This is a genomic window from Desulfovibrio sp. 3_1_syn3, from assembly GCF_000145315.2.
GTDB classification, from domain to species: domain Bacteria; phylum Desulfobacterota; class Desulfovibrionia; order Desulfovibrionales; family Desulfovibrionaceae; genus Desulfovibrio; species Desulfovibrio fairfieldensis.
Genome location: NZ_ADDR02000001.1, coordinates 548505 through 573514 on the forward strand (window position 1 = coordinate 548505; position 25010 = coordinate 573514).

At 63.5% G+C, this 25010-nt stretch carries 24 protein-coding genes and 1 pseudogene; 11 read left to right on the plus strand and 14 right to left on the minus strand.

From position 1 onward, the window contains the following. Positions 1 to 138: 138 nt before the first annotated feature. Together HMPREF0326_RS02320 and HMPREF0326_RS02325 are read right to left on the minus strand one after the other, a co-directional pair. Positions 139 to 624, minus strand: a complete 486-nt coding sequence (locus HMPREF0326_RS02320; RefSeq protein WP_009303129.1) for a hypothetical protein — start codon at positions 622 to 624, stop codon at positions 139 to 141. Positions 625 to 948: 324 nt separating this feature from the next. Then, entirely contained in the window at positions 949 to 1383 is a 435-nt protein-coding gene (locus HMPREF0326_RS02325) for a hypothetical protein (RefSeq protein ID WP_008682542.1), read from the minus strand. A 400-nt stretch (positions 1384 to 1783) separates the two neighbouring features. On the opposite strand from HMPREF0326_RS02325, the gene asnS reads away from it, so the two are divergent. Continuing rightward, complete coding sequence (gene asnS, locus HMPREF0326_RS02330; RefSeq protein WP_008682545.1) at positions 1784 to 3148, plus strand: asparagine--tRNA ligase; 1365 nt, start codon at positions 1784 to 1786, stop codon at positions 3146 to 3148. A gap of 91 nt (positions 3149 to 3239) precedes the next feature. On the opposite strand, the gene ilvD is transcribed toward asnS, so the two are convergent. From ilvD to HMPREF0326_RS02350, 4 genes are all read right to left on the minus strand, one after another. After that, positions 3240 to 4922: a dihydroxy-acid dehydratase gene (gene ilvD / locus HMPREF0326_RS02335; protein WP_008682546.1), complete on the minus strand. Its 1683-nt coding sequence runs from the start codon at positions 4920 to 4922 to the stop codon at positions 3240 to 3242. A 174-nt stretch (positions 4923 to 5096) separates the two neighbouring features. Then, the gene (locus tag HMPREF0326_RS02340; RefSeq protein ID WP_008682547.1) at positions 5097 to 5519 is read right to left on the minus strand and encodes a YybH family protein; all 423 of its coding nucleotides are present in this window, start codon (positions 5517 to 5519) and stop codon (positions 5097 to 5099) included. A gap of 63 nt (positions 5520 to 5582) precedes the next feature. Next, positions 5583 to 5996: a pyridoxamine 5'-phosphate oxidase family protein gene (locus tag HMPREF0326_RS02345; protein WP_020990162.1), complete on the minus strand. Its 414-nt coding sequence runs from the start codon at positions 5994 to 5996 to the stop codon at positions 5583 to 5585. Next, positions 5989 to 6459, minus strand: coding sequence for a MarR family winged helix-turn-helix transcriptional regulator (locus HMPREF0326_RS02350; RefSeq protein WP_008682549.1), 471 nt, complete (start codon positions 6457 to 6459; stop codon positions 5989 to 5991). Before HMPREF0326_RS02350 ends, HMPREF0326_RS02345 begins: the two co-directional genes overlap by 8 nt. 205 nt (positions 6460 to 6664) lie before the next feature. Between HMPREF0326_RS02350 and HMPREF0326_RS02355 the strand changes: the two genes are divergently transcribed. From HMPREF0326_RS02355 to thiF, 7 genes and pseudogenes are all read left to right on the plus strand, one after another. Continuing rightward, entirely contained in the window at positions 6665 to 8227 is a 1563-nt protein-coding gene (locus tag HMPREF0326_RS02355; RefSeq protein WP_008682550.1) for a lipopolysaccharide biosynthesis protein, read from the plus strand. A 313-nt stretch (positions 8228 to 8540) separates the two neighbouring features. Further along, the gene (gene thiS, locus HMPREF0326_RS02360; protein WP_008682551.1) at positions 8541 to 8741 is read left to right on the plus strand and encodes a sulfur carrier protein ThiS; all 201 of its coding nucleotides are present in this window, start codon (positions 8541 to 8543) and stop codon (positions 8739 to 8741) included. A 98-nt stretch (positions 8742 to 8839) separates the two neighbouring features. Then, entirely contained in the window at positions 8840 to 9610 is a 771-nt protein-coding gene (locus tag HMPREF0326_RS02365; protein WP_009303135.1) for a thiazole synthase, read from the plus strand. A gap of 12 nt (positions 9611 to 9622) precedes the next feature. After that, a complete protein-coding gene (gene thiH / locus HMPREF0326_RS02370; protein ID WP_008682553.1) occupies positions 9623 to 10738 on the plus strand; it encodes a 2-iminoacetate synthase ThiH in 1116 nt (371 codons plus the stop codon). Between the two features lie 383 nt (positions 10739 to 11121). Beyond that, a protein-coding gene (locus HMPREF0326_RS16575) for an IS5 family transposase (protein WP_147568363.1) occupies positions 11122 to 11879 on the plus strand; the annotation gives its coding sequence in 2 pieces (ribosomal slippage) (positions 11122 to 11446 and positions 11446 to 11879; 759 coding nt in all). A gap of 31 nt (positions 11880 to 11910) precedes the next feature. Next, positions 11911 to 13131, plus strand: a complete 1221-nt coding sequence (locus HMPREF0326_RS02380) for a diaminopimelate decarboxylase (protein ID WP_008682558.1) — start codon at positions 11911 to 11913, stop codon at positions 13129 to 13131. 39 nt (positions 13132 to 13170) lie between these two features. Then, positions 13171 to 13782 (plus strand): annotated as a pseudogene (thiF, locus tag HMPREF0326_RS02385) (sulfur carrier protein ThiS adenylyltransferase ThiF); the annotation flags it as partial. A gap of 13 nt (positions 13783 to 13795) precedes the next feature. Here thiF and HMPREF0326_RS02390 read toward each other — a convergent pair. The 8 genes from HMPREF0326_RS02390 to HMPREF0326_RS02425 form a co-directional block, all read right to left on the minus strand. Beyond that, positions 13796 to 14668: a hypothetical protein gene (locus HMPREF0326_RS02390; RefSeq protein WP_008682563.1), complete on the minus strand. Its 873-nt coding sequence runs from the start codon at positions 14666 to 14668 to the stop codon at positions 13796 to 13798. Between the two features lie 114 nt (positions 14669 to 14782). After that, positions 14783 to 15211, minus strand: a complete 429-nt coding sequence (locus HMPREF0326_RS02395) for a (deoxy)nucleoside triphosphate pyrophosphohydrolase (RefSeq protein ID WP_008682566.1) — start codon at positions 15209 to 15211, stop codon at positions 14783 to 14785. A 37-nt stretch (positions 15212 to 15248) separates the two neighbouring features. Further along, entirely contained in the window at positions 15249 to 15551 is a 303-nt protein-coding gene (locus tag HMPREF0326_RS02400) for a hypothetical protein (protein WP_008682568.1), read from the minus strand. 7 nt (positions 15552 to 15558) lie between these two features. Beyond that, positions 15559 to 17559 carry an ABC-F family ATP-binding cassette domain-containing protein gene (locus tag HMPREF0326_RS02405; protein ID WP_020990164.1) on the minus strand — a complete coding sequence of 667 codons (2001 nt, stop codon included), beginning with the start codon at positions 17557 to 17559 and terminating at the stop codon, positions 15559 to 15561. Continuing rightward, complete coding sequence (locus tag HMPREF0326_RS02410; protein ID WP_020990165.1) at positions 17556 to 18632, minus strand: NAD-dependent epimerase/dehydratase family protein; 1077 nt, start codon at positions 18630 to 18632, stop codon at positions 17556 to 17558. Before HMPREF0326_RS02410 ends, HMPREF0326_RS02405 begins: the two co-directional genes overlap by 4 nt. Next, positions 18629 to 19759, minus strand: coding sequence for a hypothetical protein (locus HMPREF0326_RS02415; RefSeq protein ID WP_008682573.1), 1131 nt, complete (start codon positions 19757 to 19759; stop codon positions 18629 to 18631). The genes HMPREF0326_RS02410 and HMPREF0326_RS02415 overlap by 4 nt, the downstream gene beginning before the upstream one ends. Before the next feature lie 4 nt (positions 19760 to 19763). Beyond that, complete coding sequence (locus HMPREF0326_RS02420; protein ID WP_008682575.1) at positions 19764 to 20690, minus strand: dihydroorotate dehydrogenase; 927 nt, start codon at positions 20688 to 20690, stop codon at positions 19764 to 19766. Positions 20691 to 20897: 207 nt separating this feature from the next. Beyond that, entirely contained in the window at positions 20898 to 21707 is an 810-nt protein-coding gene (locus HMPREF0326_RS02425; RefSeq protein ID WP_008682577.1) for an iron-sulfur cluster-binding protein, read from the minus strand. A gap of 421 nt (positions 21708 to 22128) precedes the next feature. On the opposite strand from HMPREF0326_RS02425, the gene HMPREF0326_RS02430 reads away from it, so the two are divergent. The 3 genes from HMPREF0326_RS02430 (at position 22129) to HMPREF0326_RS02440 (ending at position 24852) form a co-directional block, all read left to right on the plus strand. Further along, positions 22129 to 23202, plus strand: a complete 1074-nt coding sequence (locus HMPREF0326_RS02430; RefSeq protein ID WP_008682579.1) for an aminopeptidase P family protein — start codon at positions 22129 to 22131, stop codon at positions 23200 to 23202. A 70-nt stretch (positions 23203 to 23272) separates the two neighbouring features. Further along, complete coding sequence (gene aroL / locus HMPREF0326_RS02435) at positions 23273 to 23797, plus strand: shikimate kinase AroL (protein ID WP_008682581.1); 525 nt, start codon at positions 23273 to 23275, stop codon at positions 23795 to 23797. Positions 23798 to 23811: 14 nt separating this feature from the next. Then, the gene (locus HMPREF0326_RS02440) at positions 23812 to 24852 is read left to right on the plus strand and encodes a glycosyltransferase family 2 protein (protein WP_020990166.1); all 1041 of its coding nucleotides are present in this window, start codon (positions 23812 to 23814) and stop codon (positions 24850 to 24852) included. Positions 24853 to 25010: the final 158 nt, after the last annotated feature.

Here is a 25010-nt window from a genome sequence, read left to right on the forward strand (position 1 = left end):
GTCTTCCTTACAGCACTGTTATTTTCCGGGCCGCGACGGCCCGGCGCCGGACAAAGCAGACAAAAAAGCTCCCCGCCACGAAGGGAGCTTTTTTGCGATGCAGGTTTCAGGAAAACCGGCGGTAAAAAACCGCGCGGCTTATTTCCACAAATTGCCGTACTTGGCCGCAATAGCGTCGGTGCGCTCCACCAGCTTGTCCACTTTGGCGTCAAGGTCGTCGTAATTGATCGTGCCCACTTCCCGCGCGAGCAAATAGCCGAGATAGCCCTTGCCCTGGCTGAAGACCCAGCACACGCTGTAGACCGATCCCACATTGGGGCGGTCCTTGAATTCCGGGGCCGTACTCAGCAAAAGGCGCAACTCTGGCGCGTCCTTTTCTTCATCGGCATTGAGCGTGAACAGATTGCTCTGGTTGAAACGCTCCTTGAGCTTGGTGCTCAGGCGCGCGCCGATGCTGTCGTCGCCCTCGATCTGCACGCTGATCAAGGTGACGCGGTCCACGCCTTTTTCCGGCTTGTCCTGGACGGGTTTGCCCGCCTGAGGCGCGGCGGGCGTGGCCGCCAAGGCCGTGCCCGCAAGAGCCAGAACGCAGATGAAGGCCAAGGCACCGAACAATTTTTTCATATGGTTTTTCCTCAGTACAACAGAAATTATGACCAGCCGCCGTTGACCATGCCCCAGGCAGAGATGGGCGGCATATGCTCATGTGAACCAATTCTATACAATCTTTAGAAAAAGGCCAAGAGGGATGGACGCTCCGGACAGAGGTGACCAAGACATCATAATTTATATATTATTTAAAATAGTTACATGCACAACTACTTGTAAGGCCGCTCCACGCCAGCGTTGAGCAAAGTCACTCTGCCAACGAGCGGAAAGCAGATTGACGCTGCGCAAGGCCCGCGAAACGGGCTTTGCGGTCACGCTGAAGGGCCTGAGGTTTTCAGCTTAAGTTTCCACGAGCTCAACAGTGCTGTACACATCCTGGATCTTGAAAAGCAGATCCTCGATGCGCTGTAATTCGCGCGCCAGAATATGAATCACGAAGCCGTCCACTTTGGCGGCCTCATCCATCAATTCCAAGAGGGAGGCAAAGGCCATGACCGAGGAAGAGGCCATGGAAACCAGTTCCCGCAGCCCTTCCGCGTTCTGTTCCTCCAACAGCTCTTTTTCGCCACGCAACGCCAAGGGGGAAAAGCGATAAGAGCGGATTTCCTCTCGGGGCCGGTCGTCGCCTTCATCGTCGGGGGAAGGAGATTCCCGTGGGGCGGGGGAGCTGAGCAGGGCCTGGGCCGCATTCTGGAGCATAGCCGCCAGAGCGATGGGGTCAGGTGGGGCGGGCTGGACCTGTGAACGCTGATGGCTCGGGGAAGAACTGGGCATACGATGCCTCCAAGGATTTTTTTGATGGGGCCTTCAATATGAAAAGCTCCGGGTGCTCAAAACCGTCCTTGGAACGGCGGGCATATTTCCGGCAAGCCGGTATTGTATTAGCCCACACCCGGAAGAGATGACAGAGAATGCGCCAGAAGAAAGGCGCAAAAAAAGCCATGCTTTCGGGACGGCGGGCCGCCAAGGAATAAAGGTGTTTTGAAGCACCTGTGAAAGGCAGGGCAACACATTTTTGGGCGGTAGTCAAGGATCCCTTGGGCCTGTCGCAAAGACGACGTTTTGTGTGGCCCGCGACGGAGGTTTGCCGCGTCCCGCCCTTGAGCCGCGCGCGCGGAAAGGCTACACTGCCAAGGTTCTTCCTGAGCGAAATCCATCCGCAAGGAGCCATCCCATGCAGCGAACCCTGATCATCGACGCCCTCAACGCCGAAAAGGCGCAAAACGCCATTACCATCTGCGGCTGGGTGCGCACCCGCCGCGACGCCAAGGGCTTTTCCTTTGTGGAGATCAACGACGGCTCCTGCCTCGCCAACATGCAGTGCATTGTGGACGAAGGCACCGAGGCCCACGCGGCTCTGGGCGAAGCCAATACCGGCGCGGCCCTGGCCGTGGTCGGCGAGCTGGTGCCCTCGCCGGGCAAGGGCCAGACATGGGAAGTGCGGGCCAAAAGCGTGACTGTCTTCGGCCTGGCCGACACGGAAACCTTCCCGCTTCAGAAAAAGCGCCATTCCGACGAATTTCTGCGCGGCATCGCGCACTTGCGCGCGCGCACCAACAAATACGGCGCCGCCTTCCGCATCCGCTCCGAAGCCGGACGCGCCGTGCACGATTTTTTCCACGGGCGGCGCTTCGCCTGGGTGCACACCCCGGTGCTCACCGGCTCGGACTGCGAGGGCGCGGGCGAGATGTTCCGCGTGACCACCCTTGCGCCGGGCGAGAAGAACACGGACGGCGACTTCTTCAACCGCCCGTGCAACCTCACCGTGTCCGGCCAGTTGGAGGCCGAGGCCCTGGCCCTGGGCCTGGGACGGGTCTACACCTTCGGGCCCACGTTCCGGGCCGAGAACTCCAATACCCCGCGCCATGCCGCCGAATTCTGGATGATCGAGCCGGAAATGGCCTTCGCGGATCTTTCTGATCTCATGGAGCTGGGCGAAAGCCTCACTCGCCACGTCATTGAGCATGTGCTGGCGCACTGCGAGGCGGACGTGAAGCTCTTCGACAATTTCGTGGACAAGGGCCTGCTGGAACGCCTGCAAGGCATGCTGCGCCAGCCCTTCGCCCGTGTGCCCTATGCCGAGGCCATCCGGATTCTGGAGGACAGCGGCAAGGAATTCGCCTTTCCCGTGACCTTCGGCGTGGACCTGCAAACCGAGCACGAGCGTTACCTGGCCGAGGAGCATTTCCAGCGGCCGGTCATTGTTTACGATTATCCCAAGGAAATCAAAGCCTTCTACATGCGGGCCAACGACGACAATGAGACCGTGGCGGCCATGGACATGCTGGTGCCGCGCATCGGCGAACTTATCGGCGGCTCGCAACGCGAGGAGCGCCTGGACCGGCTGGAAGCCCGCATCCGCGAGCTGGGCCAGAATCCCGAGGATTACTGGTGGTATCTGGACCTGCGGCGCTTCGGCAGCGTGCCGCACGCGGGCTTCGGCCTGGGCTTCGAGCGCCTGCTGATGCTGCTCACGGGCATCACCAATATCCGCGACGTGATACCCTTCCCGCGCACGCCGGGCAATCTGGAATTTTAGCGTCAGCCAATATGCCGTACGCGCAGTCCGCCCGCCTCATGAACGACCATGAGGCGGGCGGAGGGCAAAAAGACCGGCAATCAGCGTTTCCTTAAATATTCTTGTACCGCGCGCCGTTGGCCGCCGAGCTGACCAGATGGGCATAGCGCCGCAACACCGGATAGGGGCAGTCCTTTTGGGGCCTGACCAGTTCGGCGCGGCGTTTTTCCAGTTCGGTCTCGTCCACCAGCAGGTCCAGCTTACGGCCCGGAATGTCGATGTGGATAGTGTCGCCCTCGCGCACCAGGGCAATGATCCCGCCGTCGGCGGCTTCCGGCGAGATGTGGCCGATGGCCGCGCCGTTGGTGCCGCCGGAGAAACGGCCGTCCGTGAGCAGGGCCACGTCCTTGCCCAGGCCCATGCCGGTGATGGCCGCGGTGGGCGAAAGCATTTCGCGCATGCCCGGCCCGCCGCGCGGGCCTTCATAGCGGATCACCACGCCGTCGCCGGGCTGGATCTTGCCGTCCAGAATGGCCTGCATGGCATCCTCTTCGGATTCGAACACCCGGGCGCGCACGTCGCGGCGCATCATTTCCGGAGCCACGGCCGACTGCTTGACCACCGCGCCGCCGGGCGCGAGGCTGCCGCGCAGAATGGCGATGCCGCCCTGCTTGGAATAGGCCTGGCCGATGGGATGGATCACGTCCGGGTCCTCAATGCGGGCGTTGAGCGCCTTGAGGTTCTCGCCCACGGTTTTGCCGGTGACGGTCAGACAGTCCTTATGGATCAGCCCCAGCTTATCCAGTTCGCTCATGACCGCCGGGATGCCCCCGGCATTGTCCAGGTCGACCATGAAATGCTTGCCCGCCGGGGAAAGTTTGCAGAGATTGGGGCTCTTGCGGCTGACCTCGTCAAAAACTTCCAGGCCCATGTCCAGGCCCGCCTCGCCAAACACGGCGGGCAGGTGCAGCACCGTATTGGTGGAGCAGCCCAGGGCCATGTCCACGGCCACGGCATTGGCCACGGATTCGGGGGTGACGATGTCCAGCGGGCGGATATTGTTCTTGAGCAGGTCCATGACCCGCATGCCCGCGGTCTTGGCCAGGCGCACGCGCGCCGCGCTCACCGCCGGGATGGTGCCGTTGCCGGGCAGGGCCACGCCGATGGTTTCGGCCAGGCAGTTCATGGAGTTGGCCGTGAACATACCCGCGCAGGCCCCGCAGCCGGGACAGGCCCGCTCGGCCATGCGCTCCAGCTCGTCTTCGCTCAAAGTGCCGCTGCGCACCCGGCCCACAGCCTCGAAAACCGTGATCAGGTCGCCGCGCGTGTGCGGCCCGAGATTGCCGGGCAGCATGGGGCCGCCGGAAACCAGCACCGAGGGCAGGTTCAGGCGCATCATGGCCATGAGCATGCCGGGCACGCATTTGTCGCAGTTGGGGATGAAGACCAGGGCATCAAAGGCGTGGCCACGGGCCATGATTTCAATGGAATCCGCGATGAATTCGCGCGACGGCAGAGAAAAGCGCATGCCCTCGTGGTTCATGGCGATGCCGTCGCACACGGCAATGGCCGGAAACTCCAGGGGCGTGCCGCCGGCCATGCGCACACCGGCCTTGACGGCCGAGGCCAGGGCATCCAAATGCATGTGGCCGGGCACCACCTCGCTGGCGGCGTTGACCACGCCCACCAGGGGGCGTTCCATTTCCTCCCTGGTCAGGCCCAGGGCGTAGAGCAGGGAACGGTGCGGGGCTTTTTCCAGCCCGCTCTTCATCTTTTTGCTGCGAGCATCATCCATGGCGGCAATCCTTTGAGGTAAAAAACAACACGACCCGGCGCGATCTCGGCATGCCGGGCAACGGATTTGTCATACGGCAAAAGTCCGCGCCCGTAAACACGCCCGGCGCACGGGCCGGACTGCCGCCGCGCCCACCGGACGAAACCCATGCGCGGCCGGCGGACGGAAACAAACTCAGGCCGTGGCCGCCGGGCCGGAATAGTGCACATGCACGAGCCGCCATCCCCGGCCGGGCCGCCGGACATAAATCTGGCTTTCCCGGCCGCTGGTGTGCCGCTCGCCGTTGTCGGCGCGTCTGGTGGCCGTGAACTCCCAGTCGAATTCCGCCACGGCCGCGTCGCCGTAAAGATGGATGACCGGCTCGCCCGTGAGCCTGAGTTCACGCCTGGAAAAGGTATTCGCCATGGTTTTGGTATAGAAGTTGTCCCGAATGGCTTCCCAGCCGCGCTCATGCCCGCGCGGATGGATAAAGGAAGTTTCCGGCGCAGTGTCCCAGACCTGTTCCGCCAGTTCCGGCTTGTCCGCGTGGATGATGGATTCGCGGTACATCTCGATTTTGTCGCGCAGTTCTTTTCCGGCATTGTCCTGATCTATCATGGCTGTTCCTTCGGATACGCGCGCGGTTCCGGCGTCAAAGCGGAAGCCGCGCCTTTGTTGCGGTTAAAACATGCCCTTGCGAGGCGGGTTGCCGGAAAAATCGGCAATGACGTATTCGCCGTGTTCAAGGCAAAGCGAGGCGAACACCGGGTTGTCCGCGCTGCCGTAGATGCCCTTGATCAGCGGCTGGGCAGCCAGGACGCGCTCCTTCACGGCCATGTCGTCCGCCAGCGCCATCTTGCCCGTCAGGCGCAGCCAGGTCATGTCCTGCTTCACGGCGCAGATTTCCACCGCCGGATTGGCCTGCAACTGCTTGAACACATCCTTGTTTCTGGCCGTGCAGAACCAGAGCTTTCCGTCCTGCTCAAACTGGAACTGAAAAGCCCGCACTCTGGGCTGCGTGCCGTCCATGGTGGCGATGAAGCACATGGGCGCTTCCGACAGAATCCGCGAAATTTCCTGCAATTCCTTACTCATGACATTCTCCTTGCGGCGGGAGCATTGCGTCCCGTTTCAGATTTTCCAGTACAGCGCAAAGGCCCCTGACGCAGGCCTCCCGCTCTTCCCGGTCCATGCCGCGCCAGGCTGTACGCAACATGGCAGCGGAGATTTCCTCCTGCATGCCGCGCAGGCCCTCGCCCCTGGCGGTCAGCACGATGCGCTGCACCCGCGCGTCCGCAGGATCGGGCTCCCGGCGGCAATAGCCCCGCTCTTCCAGGGTTTTGATCAGGCCGGTGACGGTGTTTTTCCGCCTGTCGATGGCCTCCGCCAGGGCGCTCATGCTCAGGGGGCCCTGGCGGAACAGCGCGTGCAGCACCGCGCCGTGGGCGGGCAACAGATCCGTGACGCCGCGTTCGGCCAAAGCCCTGAGCAAAAAGGCATTGGCCTGCTCACGCACGGCGGCGGCCAGGGCGATGACGGCATCCGTACTCTGTTCCATAGTCTTGCCACTCCAGTTTATTCGTGGGCGAACTAACCCGTGCAGCCAAATTAGTTCGCCCGCGAACCAATGTCAAGATTTTCCTCCCACCGCAAAAAATCCGCCGCTTCCCGGCCCGGTTCCCGCCGCTACGGGCGCGGTCGGGCGACGGCGCTTTGCGCAAAAAGCCCTTTAGGCTTTTTGAGAAAATGTGTAGATTGCCCGCATGCAAAGCTCCACGCCCACCCTGGCCCGCCGCTATGCCTTCAAGCTGCTGGCCAACGTGGCTTCCGTGCCGGTGTACCTGGCCATGGAGGCCATTCTGCCGCGCGCTCTCGGCCCGCGCATGTACGGCAACTACAGCTTTGCCACCAATCTCTTTCAGCAGCTTTCCGGCTTTCTGGACATGGGCACCTCCACCTGCTTTTACAACGCCCTGTCCCGCCGCCAGAACGAAACCGGCCTTATCGGCTTTTACTTCCGCATCAGCCTGCTGGTGGCCCTGATCAGCCTGTTGGCCGCCCTCTGCATGCTGATTCCGCCGGTGGGGGGGCTGCTCATGCCCGACGTGCCGCTCTGGCTCGCGCCCCTGGCCGCGCTCTGGGCTTTTCTGACCTGGTGGGGCCGGGTGCTGCGCTCCATGAACGACGCCGTGGGGGCCACAGTCTCCTCGGAAATGGTGCGCACCGTGATCTCCCTGCTGGCCGTGGCTCTGCTGGGCGTGCTGTTCTGGGGCGACTGGCTGAACATCCACAGCCTCTTCGCCCAGCAATATCTCATGCTCGGGGCCACGGCCCTGGGCTACTGGCTGGTCACGCGCCGCCACTGGCGCGAGCGCGAGGAAAGCCTGCGCTTCCATCTGAGCAAGGCGCAGAACCGGGCCTATTGCCGCGAATTTTTCGACTACAGCCACCCGCTTTTCGTCCAGGCCCTGCTTTCCTTTCTGCTGCTCACCGCCGAGCGCTGGCTGCTGCAATGGTTTGACGGCAGCGCGGAACAGGGCTTCTTCGCCCTGTCCCAGAAAGTCAGCATGGCCTGTTTTCTTTTTGTCTCCGCCATGACCCCCCTGATCATGCGCGAGCTTTCCATCGCCTGGGGCCAGAAGGACCGCGTGGCCATGGCCCGGCTGCTGACCCGTTTCGCCCCCCTGCTTTACGTGGTGGCGGCCTATTTTTCCTGCTTTACCCTGGCCGAGGGCCCGGCCCTGGTGAACATCTTCGGCGGCGCGGAATTCACGGCGGCCATCCTGCCCGTGCAGATCATGGCCCTCTATCCCCTGCACCAAGCTTACGGCCAGCTGGCCGGCTCGGTCTTTCACGCCACGGGGCGCACCCGCGTGCTGCGCAATATCGCGGCCCTGGAGTGCGTGTACGGCTTTGCCACGGCCTGGTTTCTGCTGGCCCCGCCGGACCTGTTGGGCCTCAACCTCGGGGCCGTGGGCCTGGCCCTGAAAACCGTGTGCGTGCAATGCCTGACCGTGAATTTGTATCTCTGGCTGGCCTCGCGCTTCATTCCCCTGAACTTCTGGCGCAACTTCGCCCATCAGATCTGGAGCCTTGCCGCCCTGCTGCTGCTGGCCTTTGCCTGCCGCGAGCTGACCATCGATCTGGGCTTCGGCGATCTGGACTCCTTCCGCCGCTTCTTCATTTCCGGCGTGCTTTACAGCCTGCTCTGCCTGGGCCTCTGCCTGGCCGTGCCCCAGGTGCTGGGCCTTTCCCGCCGGGAATTGCGCGAGCTGTTCATCCGCCTGAAAAAATCCCGCCGGGGTGCGCAGGGCAGACATCTATAATGCTATGTTCCTGCCATCGCTACATGCCGTGATGATCCAGAAAAACCAGCCTTTCGTGCGCTGCCTGAAGTGCGTAAACATCCCTTGCATTCTTGCGGCGCAGAGACTATCGTTTTTCCTACCGGCTGGGGGAGCCTTTACGGCTGAGAAAGGGTGTTAGCGCCCTGACCCCTAGAACCGCGCAAACGCGCGGCTCTGCACCTGACGCAGATAGTGCTGACGAAGGGAAGCTGGCCGACCTGCCGCCGCAGGTTCGCGCTCGCCCGCAGACATTCCGGTCCGCGGGCTTTTTTTTGTTTTCGGGAGGTTCGACATGGATGTGATCGTCAACGGCGAAACCGAAACCTGCACGGAGGCCGCCAGCGTGGCGGATCTGCTGCAAACGCGCGGTCATGACCCCAAGACCGTGGTCGTGGAGCACAACGGGAACATTGTCCCCGCCGACGCTTTCGCGGCCACGCAACTGCACGGCGGCGACGTGCTCGAAATTGTGCAGTTTGTGGGCGGCGGCTAGAACGGCTTTCTCTTTTCCCGCGGGCGGCACGGTCCGATGGGAGAGGTTGAAGCCGTTTTTCCCTTTTCCGACATCAGAACATCCTGACGGAGAAAGATATGAATGATCCCTTTGTGGTCGGCGGCGTGACCCTTAAAAGCCGTCTGTTCATCGGCACGGGCAAATACAGCGCCGACAGTCTGATTCCGGCGGTGGCCGAGGCCAGCGGCGCGGAAGTCATCACCGTGGCCATGCGGCGGGTGGAAAAAGGTCAGCAGGGCATCATGGGCCATATTCCCAAGACCATGCGCCTGCTGCCCAACACTTCGGGGGCGCGCACCGCCGATGAGGCCGTGCGCCTGGCCCGTCTGGCCCGCGCCGCGGGCTGCGGCGACTGGGTCAAGATCGAGGTCATTTCCGACACCCGCCATCTGCTGCCCGACGGCTATGAAACCGCCAAGGCCACGGAAATTCTGGTCAAGGAAGGCTTCACCGTGCTGCCCTATATCAATCCGGATCTTTACGTGGCCCGCGCCTGCGCGGAGGCCGGTGCCTCGGCGGTCATGCCGCTGGGCGCGCCCATCGGCACCAACCGGGGCCTGCGCACCAGGGAAATGATCGCCATCCTCATTGAGGAGCTGGATCTGCCCGTGGTGGTGGATGCGGGCATCGGACGTCCCTCCCAGGCCTGCGAGGCCATGGAGATGGGCGCGGCGGCCTGCCTGGTGAACACGGCCATTGCCTCTTCCGACGATCCCGTACGCATGGCCGGTGCCTTCAGGGCCGCCGTGGAAGCCGGACGCAACGCCTGGCTGGCCGGAGCCGGCGCGGTTATGGCGCGGGGCGAGGGAGCTGAGGCATCGTCGCCGTTGACGGGATTTCTGCGATAGGGGATATGCCAGATGGAAAATTTTCAGGAATTTTTGCGGGCCTGGCCCGCCGAGCGACGGGCCGGGGGCGTGGCCGACGTCACCCCGGCCAAGGTGCTGGCCGTACTGGACAAGGACGTGCTGCAGCCCGCCGACTTTCTGACCCTGCTCTCGCCCGCCGCCGGGGAATGCCTCGAAGCCCTGGCCCGCAAGGCCCATGACCTGACCCTGCGCTATTTTGGCAGGGCCGTGAACATTTTCACGCCGTTGTACATTTCCGACGTGTGCACCAATCAGTGCCGCTATTGCGGCTTCAACGCCAAAAACAAGCAGCCGCGCCGCCATCTCAGCGTGGAAGAAGCCTATGCCGAGGCCAAGTCCATCGCGGAGATGGGCTTTCAGCATATCCTGCTGCTCACGGGCGACGCGCCCAAGCTCTCCTCGCCGGAATACATCGCCTCGGTGGCGCGGCGGATCAAGCCGCTGTTCGCCTCCGTGGGCGTTGAGGTCTATTCCCTCACCGTGGAGGAATACTCCCTGCTGGTGGAAGCGGGCGTGGACTCCATGACCATGTTCCAGGAGACCTACAATCCCGAACTCTACGCATGGCTGCATCCCGTGGGCCCCAAGCACAACTACGGCTTCCGCCTCAACGCGCCGGAACGCGCCGCGCGCGCGGGCATGCGCTCTCTGGGCGTGGGCGCGTTGCTGGGCCTGGAATCTTTCGAACAGGACGCCTTCGGCACGGGCCTGCATGCCTGGTGGCTGCAACGCAATTTCCCCGGCGTGGACGTGAGCGTGTCCATCCCGCGCATCTGCCCGCACGAAGGCGATTTCGACGTGCAACATGCGGTGGACGACCGCCATCTGGTGCAGTACGTCACCGCGACGCGTTGCTTTTTGCCGCGCGCGGGCATCACCTGCTCCAGCCGCGAAAGCGCCTTCATGCGCGACCATCTGGTGCCCCTGGGCGTCACCCGCGTGTCCGCCGGGGTGTCCACGGCCGTGGGCGGCCGGGCCACGGAGGACATGCACAACCCCGGCCAGTTCGAGATCACCGACCACCGCAGCCTGGAACAGATGAGTTCCGCTCTGGCGGGCATTGGTTATCAGGCGGTGATCAAGGATTGGGAAGACCCGGCGGCATAATCGTTCAGCAAACGGCGTGTTCGTGGACTCTTTCCGTGCACACGCCGTTTTTAGAGCATTTCAACTTTGAAATGCTCTAACCCCGAACACGGTGAGGCGCGCCGCGAAGACCGACCCGACGGGCGGCCCGTAAGGCCGTGCCTGTAGCCCAAAGGGCGTACAGGCATCGAGAGCAACGCGGCGTGGATTCCGGCAAAGCGACCGAAGGCAGCCCGAAGGGCTGTCCCCGTTGGCGACAACGGAGCCATACGGGGATCGACAGCAGCGATAACCGCGCTTTTTCCGGAATGCCCCCTTTGAAACGCAAAGCGTTTCAAAGGTAATCCGCTCTAGGGCCTGTTAACACTATTTGACAAAGAGCGAGTATTCCGTAAGAATGTCTTATGCAAATTACTCGCGAACAATATGAGAGAATCGCTGACTGCTTCCCGCGCCAAAGAGGTAATGTCCATTTTGACAATCTCCAGGTGTTGAATGCGATTCTGTACGTTGCGGAGCATGGGTGTAAATGGCGTGGACTGCCGAAAAATTTTGGCTGTTGGCACAGCATCTACACGCGCATGAACCGCTGGAGCAAGAACGGAGTTCTTGACCGTATATTTGAACGCCTTCAACAAGAGCAGATACTCCGCCTTAAAATAGAAGCAGTTTCTCTCGACAGTACTATTGTTAAGGTTCATCCCGATGGAACAGGGGCCTTAAAAAAACAGGTCCGCAGTCCATCGGAAAGTCCAGAGGCGGCTGGACGACCAAGCTTCATATGGTTGCCGCGAATGCTGAATGCGCGTTGAATTTCAGCCTCACTCCCGGCAACGCCGGCGATGCTCCCGAGGGGCGCAGGCTGCTTGTCCAGTTGGGGCCGATGCCAGCGCCGTACAGCTTGCTTATGGATGGCGCATATGAGGGTAATGAAACGACTCGCTTGGGACGTGAGTTGGGCTTCACTCCGGTGGTGCCGCCCAATCCCAACCGACTGAAACCGTGGGAGTATGACAAAGAGCTATACAAAAGACGTAATGAGGTAGAACGGCTTTTCAGGAGGCTCAAAGGCTTCCGCCGTGTTTTTACTCGGTTCGACAAGCTCGATGTCATGTTCCTGGCCTTTGTCGTCTTTGCGTTAATTGTTATAGCTCTGAAATAGTGTTAACAGACCATAGACCAGGATTGCACCTATGCGGACGCCGGATCTGGAAATTCTTCTGAAGCAGCATGGCTTCCCGCTGTATGTCTATGACAGAAAAGCGATATCCGGGCGGATCGCCCGGCTGCGGGACATCTTCAACGGCTTCGACATCCTGTATTCCATGAAGTGCAACAGCAACCGCGAAATCTGCCGGCATATGGCGGATTGCGGTGCGGGCATTGACGCGGCCTCGAAAAATGAGGTGCTCACGGCGCATGCTCTGGGCGTTCCCAGGGAAAAAATCCTGTTTTCAGCCCCCGGAAAAAGCGATGACGATCTGCGGGAAACGTTGGATAACTGCCTGATTATAGCTGATTCCTATACCGAGCTGCAAAGGATCGACGCCATCTGCGCAAGCCGGAACATAACGTGCGCGGTGGGCCTGCGCGTCAATCCGGATTTTTCCTATGGGTCGGGACCCTGCCCGGCCATGCGGCCCGGCCTGCCCGACAAATTCGGCGAAGACGAGGAAGGCTTGCCCGCGCACCGGGATTTTTTGCACCGCCTGGAGCATGCGCGCCCGACGGGCATCCATGTCCATGCGCGCAGCCAGGTGCTCAGCGCCGATGCCCTGGGCCGTTGCTTCGAGCATGTGGCGCGTCTGGCCCGCGTCTGGAATCACGGCCTCGGCATGCCCCTTGAGTTTATCGACTTCGGCGGCGGCCTCGGCATTCCCTACGCCGGGGAAATGCGATCCCTGAACATGGAACGGCTTCGCGGACATCTGGCGGGCCTGCTGCGGCTTATTCCGCAAGACGGTCCGGTTCCGGCGCGCCGCTATGTGGAAAGCGGACGTTTTCTGGTGGGCGATGCGGGCGTCTTCGTCACCCGTATTGTTGACATCAAGCGCTCGCGAGGCAAAACTTTCGTCATCGCGGCGGGCCTGCTCAATCATTTTCTGCGTCCGGCCATTGCGGGCCTGTTTGAGGCCCTGCCGCTTGAACCGACATACGCCGGACCTTGCGAACCCTTGTGGAGCGGGCGCGGTACATATGTTCCCAAAGCCCTCGGCCTGCCCGCGCCCGCTGAAATAGTCACCATCTGCGGCAATCTGTGCACCGGCATGGATACTGTGGCCAGAGACGTCGTTCTGGAAAACGCCGTTGTGGGCAATATGCTGATTTTTGAAAACGCGGGCGCGTATGCCGCCGCGCTGAGTCCGCACGGTTTTTCCAGCCATCCGGAAGCCAGGGAATTCCTGTGGGGCTGAACCTCACGAAGCCTCTCCGCACAACGCAATAAGGAAACACCCATGATCAACAGCCTGCGCCAGGGTCTGACCCGCTATTTCACTCCGGAACAACTGGCCAGGCTGCGCGCCGCGCGCGTGGGCCTGGCCGGGGCCGGCGGCCTGGGCTCCAATACGGCGCTCATGCTGGCACGTTGCGGGGTGGAGGATCTGCTGCTGGTTGATGACGACATGGTGGAGCCGTCCAATCTCAACCGCCAGCAGTTCTGGCCGCGCCATCTGGGAAGCCCCAAGGTGGAAGCCCTGGCTGAGTTACTGCGCGAGCTCAATCCGGACATCCGGGTGGAGACGCGGCGGCTGCGCCTGGGCCCCGCCGATCTGCCGGAAATCCTGCCCTCCTGCCCGATCTGGGTGGAAGCCCTGGACGATCCGGAAGCCAAAACCATGCTGGTGGAGCGTGCCCTGCTGGACGGGCGCATGGTGGCCAGCGCCTCGGGCATGGGAGGCTACGGCGGCCCCCCCATGCAGAAACGCCGCCTGGGCCGCCTGACCCTGGTCGGGGACTTTACCACCGACGTGCTCGCGGCCCCGCCCCTGGCCCCGCGTGTCACCCAAGCCGCGGCCCTGCTGGCCGACGCCGTGCTGGAATTTATTTTGGGGGAGGAAGCATAGAGGTGTGCTGCGGTCAGGGCAAAGGCTTGACGGAAATTTCGCGGTAGACGCCCCTGGCCGGGTCAAAGGCAATGACGCGTTCCGCCCAATGGCGCAACGGCTCGTCAGACTCGCAGGAACCTTCCAAGCCTATGGGCAAATCCGGGGCGACGACGTGGAAAGCGTCCCAGGAGCGACCGTCGATACGGCGTTGTTTGACCGTCACCGCCGGGCCTGCAGAGCTGTAGCCCGCGTTGAAAAAACCGAGCGGGGTGTAGAAATTATCCCCGCAACCCAGAAAAAGCTGACTGGCCCATAGATTCAAGAGCGGGTCTTCGTTGAACATGAAATCCATGATGCCGTCATGGTTGAGATCCGTGGGGACGATATTACGGGTTTCGCCATGATACGCGGATTCCAGCTGCTGCTGCCGGGGCCAGTCTTCCCTTTTTTCATGCGCCGCCGTGAGCCGCTTCGGGTCAAGAGGCAGAACAGTCATGATTTCCAGTTCTCTCCAGCGTTCCTTGGCTTCTTCCACCCCGATGCGGGCCTCGGGCGTTCCCACCCGCCGGATGCTCGCCGCAAGCCGGGCCGCTTCAGCGGACTGCCCGGATGCGTCCTTCTTTGCCTTACGGCCGGACTCCCGCTCTTTTCGCTCCTCGTCGTACTTCAGGCTCTCCAGCTCCCGCGCTTTTTGGGCGTCGTCATAGGGCATCAGCTCCAAATAAAAGAGAGGGGCATCGGCGGGCATGCCCGCCCCCCGGCACTGCGGCGGCTTGAAGGCCGCATTGGCCGCACAGAGCGGCAGCACAGCCGGTGCGAGCAGGGCCGCCAGCATCAGCGGAACCAGCAGGGCCGGAACAAGGCCGCGCAAACGCCGGATATGGGCAAAACGCAGACGCCCCATGCGGGTTCCCCTTCGGAGGACGGATTAGGGCATTTCAACTTTGGAATTGGCACAATTTCAAAGCGAATCTGCTCTGGCGTTGAACCGTTTGCAAAAAATTCAGCACGCCCGCATTCAGGCCATTGGCGGCCCCTCTGCCCGCAACTGTTCCAGCACGCCCGCATCAGCGGGCAGAAAGCCCAGCTCCGGGGCCTCGGCCGGAGTCACCCAGCGCAGATTCTGGCCTTCCGCCGGGCAGGGCTCGCCGCTGAAGGCCGTGACGTGGAAAAAGTGCAGACGCACACGAAAGCCGCGCTCCGCGTAACTGTGTTCCAGGCTCTGCCAGAAGCGGCACTCGCGCACGCCGATGCCCAGCTCCTCGGCCAGCTCGCGGGCAAGGGCCTCGGCCGGGCTCTCCCCCGCCTCCAGCTTGCCGCCGGGAAATTCCCAATAGCCTTCCAAAGGCTTGTCCGTGGGCCGCTGCGCGGCCAGAAAGCGCCCGCCGCGCCAGATGATGCCCGCAGCCACTTCAATGAGCCGCGGGCCGTCGCTCTTTTCCGTCATAATACGCCCTTGTCTGAGACAGATTTTTTGCAGCCGCTTAATGCGCAAAACCTTTGGCAAACCCCATCAAAAACCAAAGGGCAATCAGACCAAGCAAGCCCTCGGCGATCAACATACAGGCAAGAGTCATGTACCTAGTTCGCCAGGCAAGAAGAATGCCCCCCATAAACCAAGCCAGAGGCGTCACATAGGGCGTCACACAGCGAAGGCTCTCCAGTGTCCCCACAAAAGCAAGCGGATAGGCTATAACGGCCATGATCACCAGTTGCCATAACCACGAAGGTTGCTCGGCAGGCGCACTTTCCCTGTCCTGCGCAGCATCTTTTTCGTCGGCAGGCATCACATCCTCACTCAGCCCCGACTTTGATAGCCGTTATTTTTTCTTCCAGCCCCGCCATTTCTTCCAGCAGGTCCTCGCCGCGCCGCTTGCATTCCTCAAAGCGCTTGAGCAGTTCGCCGGAGCGGCTGTGGTCCGCATAGACCTCGGGATCAGCCAACCGGCCTTCCACCGCGCTCTGTTCGTCCAGCACGCGGGCCAGTTCCTCTTCCAGAGCCGTATACTTGCTTTGCAGGGGTTTGAGTTCCTTGTGCAGGGCGTTGCGTTTCTCGGCCTGCTCGCGCTTGAGGCGCTTCTGCTCCTCACGTGAGAAACCGGGCGCGACCTCCCGCGCCGCTTCGGAGCTCATTTTCGGCAGGCCCGCCGCGCTCAGGGCCGCGCCGCCCCGGCTGTCCGTTCCGGCCCCGGCCAGGCGCGCCCGGCGGTCGGCGTCATAGGCCGCGAATCCGGCATGGATCGTAATGCCGTTTTCATTCAGTTCCCAGGCTTCGACCCCCACCTGCGACAAAAGCCAGCGGTCATGGGCCACCATCAGCAGGGTACCGGTGAATTTTTGCAAAGCCAGGACCAGGGCTTCGCGGCTTTCCAGATCCAGATGGTTGGTGGGCTCGTCCAGCAACAGAAAATTGCAGCGTTTCAGAAACAGGCTGGCCAGGACCAGGCGGCTTTTCTCGCCGCCGGACAGGGCGCTGACCTGGCGGTCGAAATATTCCTGCCCCAGCAGAAAGAGGCCCAGCACGCTCATGAGTTCCTCTTCCGTGGTGTGCGGGTCCGAAAGGCGGCGGATTTCGCCCAGCACCGTGGTGTCCGGGCGCAGGGTGTCCATCTGGTGCTGGGTATAGTAGCCCAGGCGCATCTGGGAGGCCGTGACCAGATTGCCGCCGCAGCGTTCCAGCTGCCCGGCCAGAATCCGGAGCAGCGTGGATTTGCCGCAGCCGTTATGCCCCACCAGGGCGATGCGCCCGCCCCGGTACAGCGTGAAGGTCAGGGGGGGCCACATGCTCTTGCCGTCCGGAAAATGAAAGGCCAGATCAGCGGCGGCCAGCACTATCTTTTCCGAGTGCGGGGCCTCGGGCCAGCTGAAATTGAGCTCCTTGCGCTTCGGCTCGGGCCGGTAATCCTCCAGCTCCTTTTCCAGCTTCTTGGCCATCTTCTGGCGCGAACCGGCTTGGCGGGCCTTGGTGGCCTTGGCCCGGAAGCGTTCCACAAAAGCCATTTTACGGTTGATCTCGTCCTGGAGGGCGCGGGCCTCGCGCTCGCGCTGGGCGTTGTATTCCTCCTGCAACGCCAGAAACTGGGTGTAGGTGGCCTTGCGGAATACCGGACGGGACAAGCCCAGATAGAGCACATGGGTGCCCACATTGTCCATGAACATGCGGTCGTGGGCCACAAAGACCAGCGCGCCCTTAAAGTCCAGCAGAAAAGACTCGAGCCACTCCACGGCTTCCATGTCCAGGTGGTTGGTGGGCTCGTCCAGCAGCAGCACGTCGGCCCCGGCCGTGAGTACGCGGGCCAGCTTGGCCCGTTCGCGCCAGCCGCCGGACAGCTCCCGCAGGGTGCGCCCCCACTTGGTCTCGGAAAAGCCCAGCCCGGACAGAACGGCCTTGGCCCGGTGCTCGGGATTATAGCCGTACGTGGCTTCCAGTTCGCTCTGGCGGTGCATGAGCGCGGTCAGGCGGCTTTCGTCGCCGGATTCGGCCGCCTGCTCCCACTCGGCCCAGAAGTCGTTCCAGTCGTGGAGCACGTCCAGCACGTAGGTCAGCAGGGGCGTGTCCAGGGCTTCCTCGGACAGCTCCTGCTCCACAAAACCCAGGCGGCAGCCCTTGGGCAAAAGCACCCGGCCCCCGTCGGCGGACTCCACCCCGGCCAACAGGCGCAGCAGGGTGGATTTGCCCGTGCCGTTGGGGCCGCAGACGCAGAGCCGCACGCCGGAATCCACCTCCAGCGAAAAATTGCTGAAGATGTCCCGGCCGCCGAATGATTTGGAAAGTTCCTGAATGGTTATCTTCACAGCCACCCCTCGCGCCGGTAGCCTTCCACGGCCTCGGCCATGCCCTCGGCCAGACTGACCCGGGGCTCGTAGCCCAGCTCCCGCCGGATGCGGGCGGCGTCGCAGAGCCAGCCCGCCTGCCGGGCCTCGCGGTATTTGTCCAGGTTCCAGTTGGGCGCGCGTTGCGGGGCCCGGCTCGGCAGGCAGCGCGACAGCCGCGCCCACAATAGTCCCCCGCTGGAGGCCAGTCCCGCCGTCACGGCCATCAGGGGCAGAGGCAGGTGAATCACGCGCAGCCGGGGACGGCCCAGGGCCGCGCCCATGACGCGGCAGAAATGGGCCATGCTGTACAGGCCGCCGTCGTTGATATGGTATACGCCCCGCGCCGTATCCTTGCAGCAGAGCAGCACGGCCTGGGCCATGTCCCGCGCGTGCACGGCGGACACGGGAAAATCGCGGAACGCTCCGGGGCTCACGGCAAAGCCCCTGGCCGCGCCCTTGAAAACGGGCAGCAGGCCCTTGTCGCCGGAGCCGTAAATAATGGGCGGACGCAGGGTCACCAGCCTGTCCCCCAGGGCCCGGCCCAGAATCTGCTCCACCAGCAGCTTGGACCAGCCGTAGGCGGAAACCGGCGCGGGCACGGCATTGTCCGCCACGCCGGGCGGGCAGTCGGAAGGGCCGGTGGCCGCCAGACTGGAAACCAGCACGAAACGCGCGGGCAAGCCCTTGCCGGAGCCTTGAGCCGCGGCCTCCACGCCGGCCAGCGCCACGGCCAGAGAGCGCGCGGCCAGCGCGTTGGCCCGCAGATAGTCCTGCCAGCCCAGGCCGAACAGCAGGGCCGCCATGTGGATGACCACATCCTGCCCGGCCAGGGCTTCGGCCAGCCCCTCCCCCGTGTGCAGATCAGCGCGCGCCACGGCCACATCCGCGGGCAGATGCCCGGTGCGCGAGGCCGCGCGGGTCAGGCAGGTGACGTGCGCGCCCGCTGCCAGCAGGCGCGGCAGCAGATGACGGCCCACAAAGCCCGTGCCGCCGGTGACCAGCACCTTTTTGCCGCTCAGATGGGAAAAGCGTTCGTCCGAGGGCCGGATCATACGCTGATCTCCCGGCGGTATATGCGGTAGCGCTTGGTGATCCGGCCCGAAAAATCCTCAATAAGGTCGTCCACGGCCACATTGTCCTCCAGCACCCAGGAGCCTTCCACCCACTGGAAATCCGGCTTGTTGCGGGCTTTTTCCAGCATATAGTCCAGCAGCAGCAGGGGCAGGCCCAGCAGGCGGAACTCCTCCTTGATGCCGAACAGCATGATGCGGTAGCCGCCCCGGATTTCCTCCCGCGCCTGCCACCAGTGCCAGAGCGCGGACAGCCCCAGTTTGCCGTTGAGGCGCTTGAGCAGGGGGTTCATGTCCGGCAGGGCCACCATGCCCGCGGCGGGTTCGTCGTTGTGGAAGAAGAGCACGAAAAATTCCGGATCCAGGATGCCTTTGAGCTCTTTGACATGGTGCTCGGCCTCTCCGTCGGAAAGCGGCGAAAAGCCCCAGTTTTTGGCCCAGGATTCGCGGTAGATATCCAGCATGGTCCGGATGTCAGCGGCCAGTGTGGCCTTGCTGGACGTGCGGCAGGTAAAACGGGCCTCGGCCTTGAGCCGGCCCACTTCCTCCCGCAGCCAGTCCGGCGGCGACAGGCGATCGCGCTCAATGAGGTAGGCGAAAAGATCCTGTTCCTTGCGCAGATGCCAGCCTTCCAGCAGTTCCGCATAATAGGGAGGATTCCAGGGCATCATGATCACCGGAGGCAGGTCGAAGCCGTCCACCAGCAGGCCGCAGGTGTAATTGGCGGAGGGGTTCAGCGGCCCGCGCATGAAGCTCATGCCCTGGGCGGCCAGCCAGCTCCGGGCTTCGCCCAGCAGGGCGTGGGCGGCCTCCGGATCGTCCAGGCATTCGAAAAAGCCGAAGGCCCCGCAGGCCTCTCCGGCATAGGCATTGTACTTCTCGTCCACAATGGCCGCGATGCGCCCCACGGGCAGCCCGTCGCGCAAAGCCAGAAACAGCTCGCGCCGGGCCGACTCCCAGAAAGGATGCGCGCCGGGCGTGAGCAGCTCGCGGTCCTGGCTTTTGATAGGGGGCACCCAGAGAGGCTGATCCGCGTAGACGGTCCAGGGCAGGTCCACAAATGTGGTCAGCTCCTGTTCGGAGCGAACCGGAATGATACTGACGGCCATGGGCCTAGTCCATGCGCAACGCGCCGCGCAGTTCGGCGGGCGAGCGCGCCCCCAGGCGTTCGCAGGCCGCGGGCAGCTCCGCCGCCAGGGCAAAGGCGCTGTCCGGGCGCATAAAATTGGCCGTGCCCACCTGCACGGCGGCCGCGCCCACCAGAATGAATTCCAGCGCGTCCTCGGCGCTGACGATGCCGCCCATGCCCACCACCGGAATCTTCACGGCCTGTGCCGCCTGCCAGACGCAACGCAGGGCCACGGGCTTGATGGCCGGGCCGGACAGGCCGCCCACCACATTGGCCAGGGACGGACGCCGGGTACGCAGATCCACGGCCATGCCCAGCAGGGTGTTGATGCAGGAAACGCTGTCCGCGCCCGCGTCTTCCACGCTGCGCGCCATGAGCGCGATGTCCGTGACATTGGGCGAGAGTTTGACCATCACGTGCTTGTGCGGCGCGCCCTTGCGCACGGCGGCGGTGACGGCGGCGGCCAGCTTGGGATCCTGGCCGAAGAGCACGCCGCCCTCCTTGACGTTGGGGCAGGAAACATTGACTTCCAGCGCGGCCACGCCTTCCTCGCCGTCCAGACGCGCGGCCAGTTCCCCGAATTCCGTCGGGGAGGTGGCGTACATATTGGCGATGATCGGCGTTTCCCGCCAGGGCAGATGGGGCAGCTTGTCCCGGCAGAAGACCTCCACCCCGTCGTTCTGCAGGCCCACGGCATTGAGCATGCCCGCCGTGGTTTCCACAATGCGCGGGCAGGGATTGCCCTCGCGCGGCTTGAGGGACAGGCCCTTGACCACGATGCCGCCCAGGGCCGCCAGATCGCCGTAAGGCGCGAACTCCACGCCGTAGCCGAAGGTGCCCGATGCCGTGAGCACCGGATTTTTCAATTTGAGATCGTGGGTTTGCCCCTTGAGGGTGACGGAAAGGTCCATGCTGTTTCCCGGTTGTAAAAACGCTTGAGCTTCAGTTTTGTTCCATTCTGGCATACCCAACAAACCGCGTCGGCATGATCGGCGCGGCTGTTTTTTGTTCGCTGGCAAGGAAAACGAGCTTTTTTACGGAGGGAGTGTACTCTTATGGTACTCGACCGAAATAAAAAGCGAAGTTTGACAAAGCCAGCGGGCAAAAGGCAGTTGCGCCTACAATTCGATGTGGTGGGACCAGAACACCGGCCCCTGATTGCACACCTGAATCAGGCCGCCGCGCTTGGCGGGCACCGGCCAGGCATCCGTGGTGCGGACCACGCAGCCGAGACAGGCGCCCACGCCGCAGCCCATGCGGTTTTCCAGCGAAAGCTGGGTGCGCACGCCCAGTTCCCCGGCGAATTTCCGCACAGTGCGCAAAAACGGCAGGGGCCCGCAGGCCAGCACCAAGCCGTTTTGTTCGGCGTATTCGCGCATGCGCTCCTGCAGGGAAAAAATGAAATTGTCCAGATCGCCGGACGTATGCTCGCGCAGGCTGTCCAGAGGCACATGCTCGTTGATGCTGTCCACCGGATAGCAGCTGATGGGCTCGCGGTGGCCGAAGAGCATGGTCACGTTCCAGGGTTTGGGATGCTCGTTGACGTAACCCACAAAGGGGACGATGCCCATGCCCCCGGCCAGCAGCAGGGTGGGCGTGTCCGGCTCCACGGCAAAGCTGTTGCCCAAGGGCCCCCAGACCCGCACCGTATCGCCGGCCTTGAGTTCGGCCATGCGCCGGGTGCCGCGCCCCTGAACCTGGAAAAAACAGATCATGTGACGGGCGGTCATGTGGCAGATGCCCAAGGGACGAGCCCAGGGAATTTCCAGGCCGAACGAGGTGGGCCGGACCATGACGAACTGGCCGGGACGCCACTGCTCCCATTCGGGATGGGTCAGACGCAGGGCGAAGAAGCGGCTTTCCTGGCCGGTCTGGCCGAAGGGCACCAGATCCAGCACCGTGAGCAATGAAGAACGCGGCTGGGACATGTTCTGTTCTATAAACCCACTTGCCGGGACGGTCAACCGAGGCCCGCGGGCCTCCCAAGACAATCGAATGGCTGTTTCAGCCGTCGGATATTCGTAAAGCGGGTCTTTCTTGCTTGTTTCCGCGAACTCAGACGGCACTGTTGGCAAGAGGGCGGGGGCTGATTTTGCGGGAATTTTGCAAAATCGGCGGTTTTTTCGTGCGGCCAAGGCAGCGGCGCCCGCGCGGGAAAGACGGATTTTGTAAAATAGCCGTAAAGTGACAGGAAGGCTGACGCAGGCATACTCTTCTCTTTCGCTCCGGGACAACAATGTTCATCCCGTTCATGAGATTGCCCCGGCCCGACCCCGGCGCGGGGCTTTTCATGCGCGGCCCGACGCTGTAGCATAAGCCCCGTTCCCCACCAGGAACAGGAGATACGCCATGCAAACCATATACGCCGCCCGCCGCGAACGTCTGCGCCGGGCCATGCGCGCCAGAGGCCTGGACGCCCTGCTGGTCAGCCAGGCGGCCAACCGTTTTTATCTTTCAGGTTTTGAACTGCACGATCCGCAGTGCAATGAAAGCGCGGGCCGACTGGTCGTCACGGCCGACGGCCGGGACTGGCTGGCTACCGACGCCCGCTATCTGGATGCGGCGGCCCGGCTCTGGGATCAGGAACGCATCTTTATCTACGGCGGCGACGCCGCCAAAGACCTGCACAGCCTGCTGCGGCGCTGCGGCGGGCGCGTGGGCCTGGAGGCGCGGGGCGTCAGCCTTGCCTTTGCCCGGGCACTGGACCAGGCCGGGGCCGGCCCTCGGTTTGAAGCCGCCGACGGCCTGGTGGAGCACTTGCGCCGGATCAAGGAGCCCTGCGAAATCGCGGCGCTGGAACGTTCTTTCGCCCTCAATCACAAGCTCTTGCAATGGGTGGAGAGTCAACTGGAACCGGGCAGGACTGAAAAAGAACTGAGCTGGGCCATTGAGCGCTTTTTCCGCGAGAACGGGGCCGGGGAACTGGCCTTTGCCAATATCGTGGCCGTGGGCCGCAACGCGGCGCTGCCCCACGCCATCCCCGGCGAGGACGCGGTCACGGAGAACTGCCTGGTGCTCATCGACGTGGGGTGCCGGGTGGACGCGTATTGTTCGGACCAGACGCGCACGTTCTGGGCGGGCGACGCGCCCGCGCCGGAGTTCAGGCGCACCCTGGCCCTGGTGCGCGAGGCCCAAGAAGCGGCCCTGAAAAAAATGCGGCCCGGCCTGTCCCTGCGCGAAGTCTATGCCCTGGCCCGCGCGGTCTTTGAAAAGGCCGGGGTCGCGGAGGCTTTCACCCACGGCCTGGGCCACGGCGTGGGCCTGGAAACCCACGAGGCCCCCAGCCTGTCCCCGCGCGCCGAAGGGGTGCTGGAGCCGGGCATGGTGGTCACGGTGGAACCGGGCCTGTATTACTCCGCCTGGGGCGGCGTGCGCTGGGAATACACCGTTCTGGTGGAGGAAGGCGGCGTGCGGATTTTGTGACGCGTGTCGTCACGTCATGACGAGACGCTCGGGGGAGCGCCCCTGAAAGTTTCGGTGCAAAGGAGCCCGCATGGCGGCGATTTTTCTGGTGGGAGCCCGCGCGGCGGGCAAAACAACGGTAGGCCTGGAACTGGCCCGCCTACTTGATTGTGCTTTTGTGGACACAGACCGGTATTTGCGCGAGCGACTGGGCCGCTCCGTGGCCGAGGTGGTGTCCGCCGAAGGCTGGCCGGGCTTCCGGGCCCATGAAAGCGCGGTCCTGCGCGAAGTGGCCGCCCTGCACGCCCAGGGCGGCGCGGTCATCGCCACAGGCGGCGGCATGGTTCTGGATCCGGAAAACCGTCGTTTCATGCGCGCCCAGGGTACGGTTTTCTATCTGGCCGCCCCGGCGGAAGCCCTGGCCCGGCGCCTGGCCCGCGATCCCCTGGCCGAACAGCGCCCCTCCCTGACCGGACTGGGTATTGCCGAAGAAATGCAGCTGGTTCTGGACGAGCGCCGCCCACTCTATGAAGACGCCGCCCACCATATCCTGGACGCCACGGCGGAACCGGCTATCGTCTGCGTCGAGGCGTTACGTCTCCTGGGCCGGAACTGAAGGCGGCCCGCCGCATGTCCAGCGCCGCCGCGCCGCTTGTCTCCGTCATCCTGCCTGTGTACAACGCCGCTTCCGGCCTGGGGGCGGCGTTGAGCAGCCTTTGGGCCCAGCGTCCCGCGCCGGGCGCGCCTCTGCCGCCCTTTGAAGTGCTGGCCGTGGACGACGGATCCACGGACCACAGCCCCGCCCTGCTGGAAGCCGCGGCCCGGCGCGAACCCCGGCTGCGCGTGCTCCGCCGTCCCCACCAGGGCATCGCCGCAACGCTCAATGCCGGACTGGCGGCGGCGCGGGGCCGTTATCTGGCCCGCATGGACGCCGACGACACGACCCATCCGGAACGCCTGGCCCGACAGGTTGCGCATCTGGACGCCGATCCCGGCCTGCACCTTTCAGCCGGTATGGTGGATTTCGGCGGCGACGCGGTCCGGGCCGGGGGCTTCGCCCATTTCGTGGACTGGCAGAACAGCCTGCGCTCATCAGAGGATATCGCCCGCAACCGCTTCCGGGATACGCCGGTCTGCCATCCCTCGGTCATGTTCCGGCGCGCGGCCGTGGAACGCTGGGGAGGCTACGCGGACGGCGATTTTGCCGAGGACTGGGAACTCTGGCTGCGCTGGCTGGACGCGGGCGCGCGCCTGGAAAAGTTGCCGCTGCGCCTCCTGACCTGGAACGACCCGCCCGGACGGGCCACCCGCGCCGACGCCCGCTACCGCGAAGCGGCCTGCAATGAACTGCGCGCCCTCTGGCTGGCCCGCGAACTGGCCCGCAGCAATCCTTTCCACCCCGAGGTCTGGGTGCTGGGCGCCGGGCGCGTGGCCCGGCGGCGGCTGGCCCCGCTCCGGCGACTCGGCGTGCGGCCCGCAGCCTATATCGACATTGATCCCCGCAAAATAGGCAACCGTCCGGGCGGCATAGCCGTTTTGCCCCGCGCGGCCCTGCCAGGGCCGGGACGCTGCCGCATCCTCAACGCGCTCACGGCCCACGGCGCGGCCGAAGAGGCGGCTGGCTGGCTGTCGGAGGCCGGGTACGGCCCCGAGGACTGGTGGCTCTCCTGAAAGGCTCGCTCGCCCCCTTTTGACACACAGCCCGCAATGCCTTGTTACGCGCGACTTTTCAGACTTTTTTCCACTTTTCCGGACAAACTTTTTTGTGAACTTTGCGAAATTTGTCACCAATACCCTTTGACATAACAGGGCTGTGGCGCTATGGTGCA

Excerpts from the sequence above, each read along its gene's own strand:
- HMPREF0326_RS02320 (WP_009303129.1), bottom strand. The coding sequence starts at position 624 with ATGAAAAAATTGTTCGGTGCCTTGGCCTTCATCTGCGTTCTGGCTCTT.
- HMPREF0326_RS02325 (WP_008682542.1), bottom strand. The coding sequence starts at position 1,383 with ATGCCCAGTTCTTCCCCGAGCCATCAGCGTTCACAGGTCCAGCCCGCC.
- asnS (WP_008682545.1), top strand. The coding sequence starts at position 1,784 with ATGCAGCGAACCCTGATCATCGACGCCCTCAACGCCGAAAAGGCGCAA.
- ilvD (WP_008682546.1), bottom strand. The coding sequence starts at position 4,922 with ATGGATGATGCTCGCAGCAAAAAGATGAAGAGCGGGCTGGAAAAAGCC.
- HMPREF0326_RS02340 (WP_008682547.1), bottom strand. The coding sequence starts at position 5,519 with ATGATAGATCAGGACAATGCCGGAAAAGAACTGCGCGACAAAATCGAG.
- HMPREF0326_RS02345 (WP_020990162.1), bottom strand. The coding sequence starts at position 5,996 with ATGAGTAAGGAATTGCAGGAAATTTCGCGGATTCTGTCGGAAGCGCCC.
- HMPREF0326_RS02350 (WP_008682549.1), bottom strand. The coding sequence starts at position 6,459 with ATGGAACAGAGTACGGATGCCGTCATCGCCCTGGCCGCCGCCGTGCGT.
- HMPREF0326_RS02355 (WP_008682550.1), top strand. The coding sequence starts at position 6,665 with ATGCAAAGCTCCACGCCCACCCTGGCCCGCCGCTATGCCTTCAAGCTG.
- thiS (WP_008682551.1), top strand. The coding sequence starts at position 8,541 with ATGGATGTGATCGTCAACGGCGAAACCGAAACCTGCACGGAGGCCGCC.
- HMPREF0326_RS02365 (WP_009303135.1), top strand. The coding sequence starts at position 8,840 with ATGAATGATCCCTTTGTGGTCGGCGGCGTGACCCTTAAAAGCCGTCTG.
- thiH (WP_008682553.1), top strand. The coding sequence starts at position 9,623 with ATGGAAAATTTTCAGGAATTTTTGCGGGCCTGGCCCGCCGAGCGACGG.
- HMPREF0326_RS02380 (WP_008682558.1), top strand. The coding sequence starts at position 11,911 with ATGCGGACGCCGGATCTGGAAATTCTTCTGAAGCAGCATGGCTTCCCG.
- HMPREF0326_RS02390 (WP_008682563.1), bottom strand. The coding sequence starts at position 14,668 with ATGGGGCGTCTGCGTTTTGCCCATATCCGGCGTTTGCGCGGCCTTGTT.
- HMPREF0326_RS02395 (WP_008682566.1), bottom strand. The coding sequence starts at position 15,211 with ATGACGGAAAAGAGCGACGGCCCGCGGCTCATTGAAGTGGCTGCGGGC.
- HMPREF0326_RS02400 (WP_008682568.1), bottom strand. The coding sequence starts at position 15,551 with ATGCCTGCCGACGAAAAAGATGCTGCGCAGGACAGGGAAAGTGCGCCT.
- HMPREF0326_RS02410 (WP_020990165.1), bottom strand. The coding sequence starts at position 18,632 with ATGATCCGGCCCTCGGACGAACGCTTTTCCCATCTGAGCGGCAAAAAG.
- HMPREF0326_RS02415 (WP_008682573.1), bottom strand. The coding sequence starts at position 19,759 with ATGGCCGTCAGTATCATTCCGGTTCGCTCCGAACAGGAGCTGACCACA.
- HMPREF0326_RS02420 (WP_008682575.1), bottom strand. The coding sequence starts at position 20,690 with ATGGACCTTTCCGTCACCCTCAAGGGGCAAACCCACGATCTCAAATTG.
- HMPREF0326_RS02425 (WP_008682577.1), bottom strand. The coding sequence starts at position 21,707 with ATGTCCCAGCCGCGTTCTTCATTGCTCACGGTGCTGGATCTGGTGCCC.
- HMPREF0326_RS02430 (WP_008682579.1), top strand. The coding sequence starts at position 22,129 with ATGCAAACCATATACGCCGCCCGCCGCGAACGTCTGCGCCGGGCCATG.
- aroL (WP_008682581.1), top strand. The coding sequence starts at position 23,273 with ATGGCGGCGATTTTTCTGGTGGGAGCCCGCGCGGCGGGCAAAACAACG.
- HMPREF0326_RS02440 (WP_020990166.1), top strand. The coding sequence starts at position 23,812 with ATGTCCAGCGCCGCCGCGCCGCTTGTCTCCGTCATCCTGCCTGTGTAC.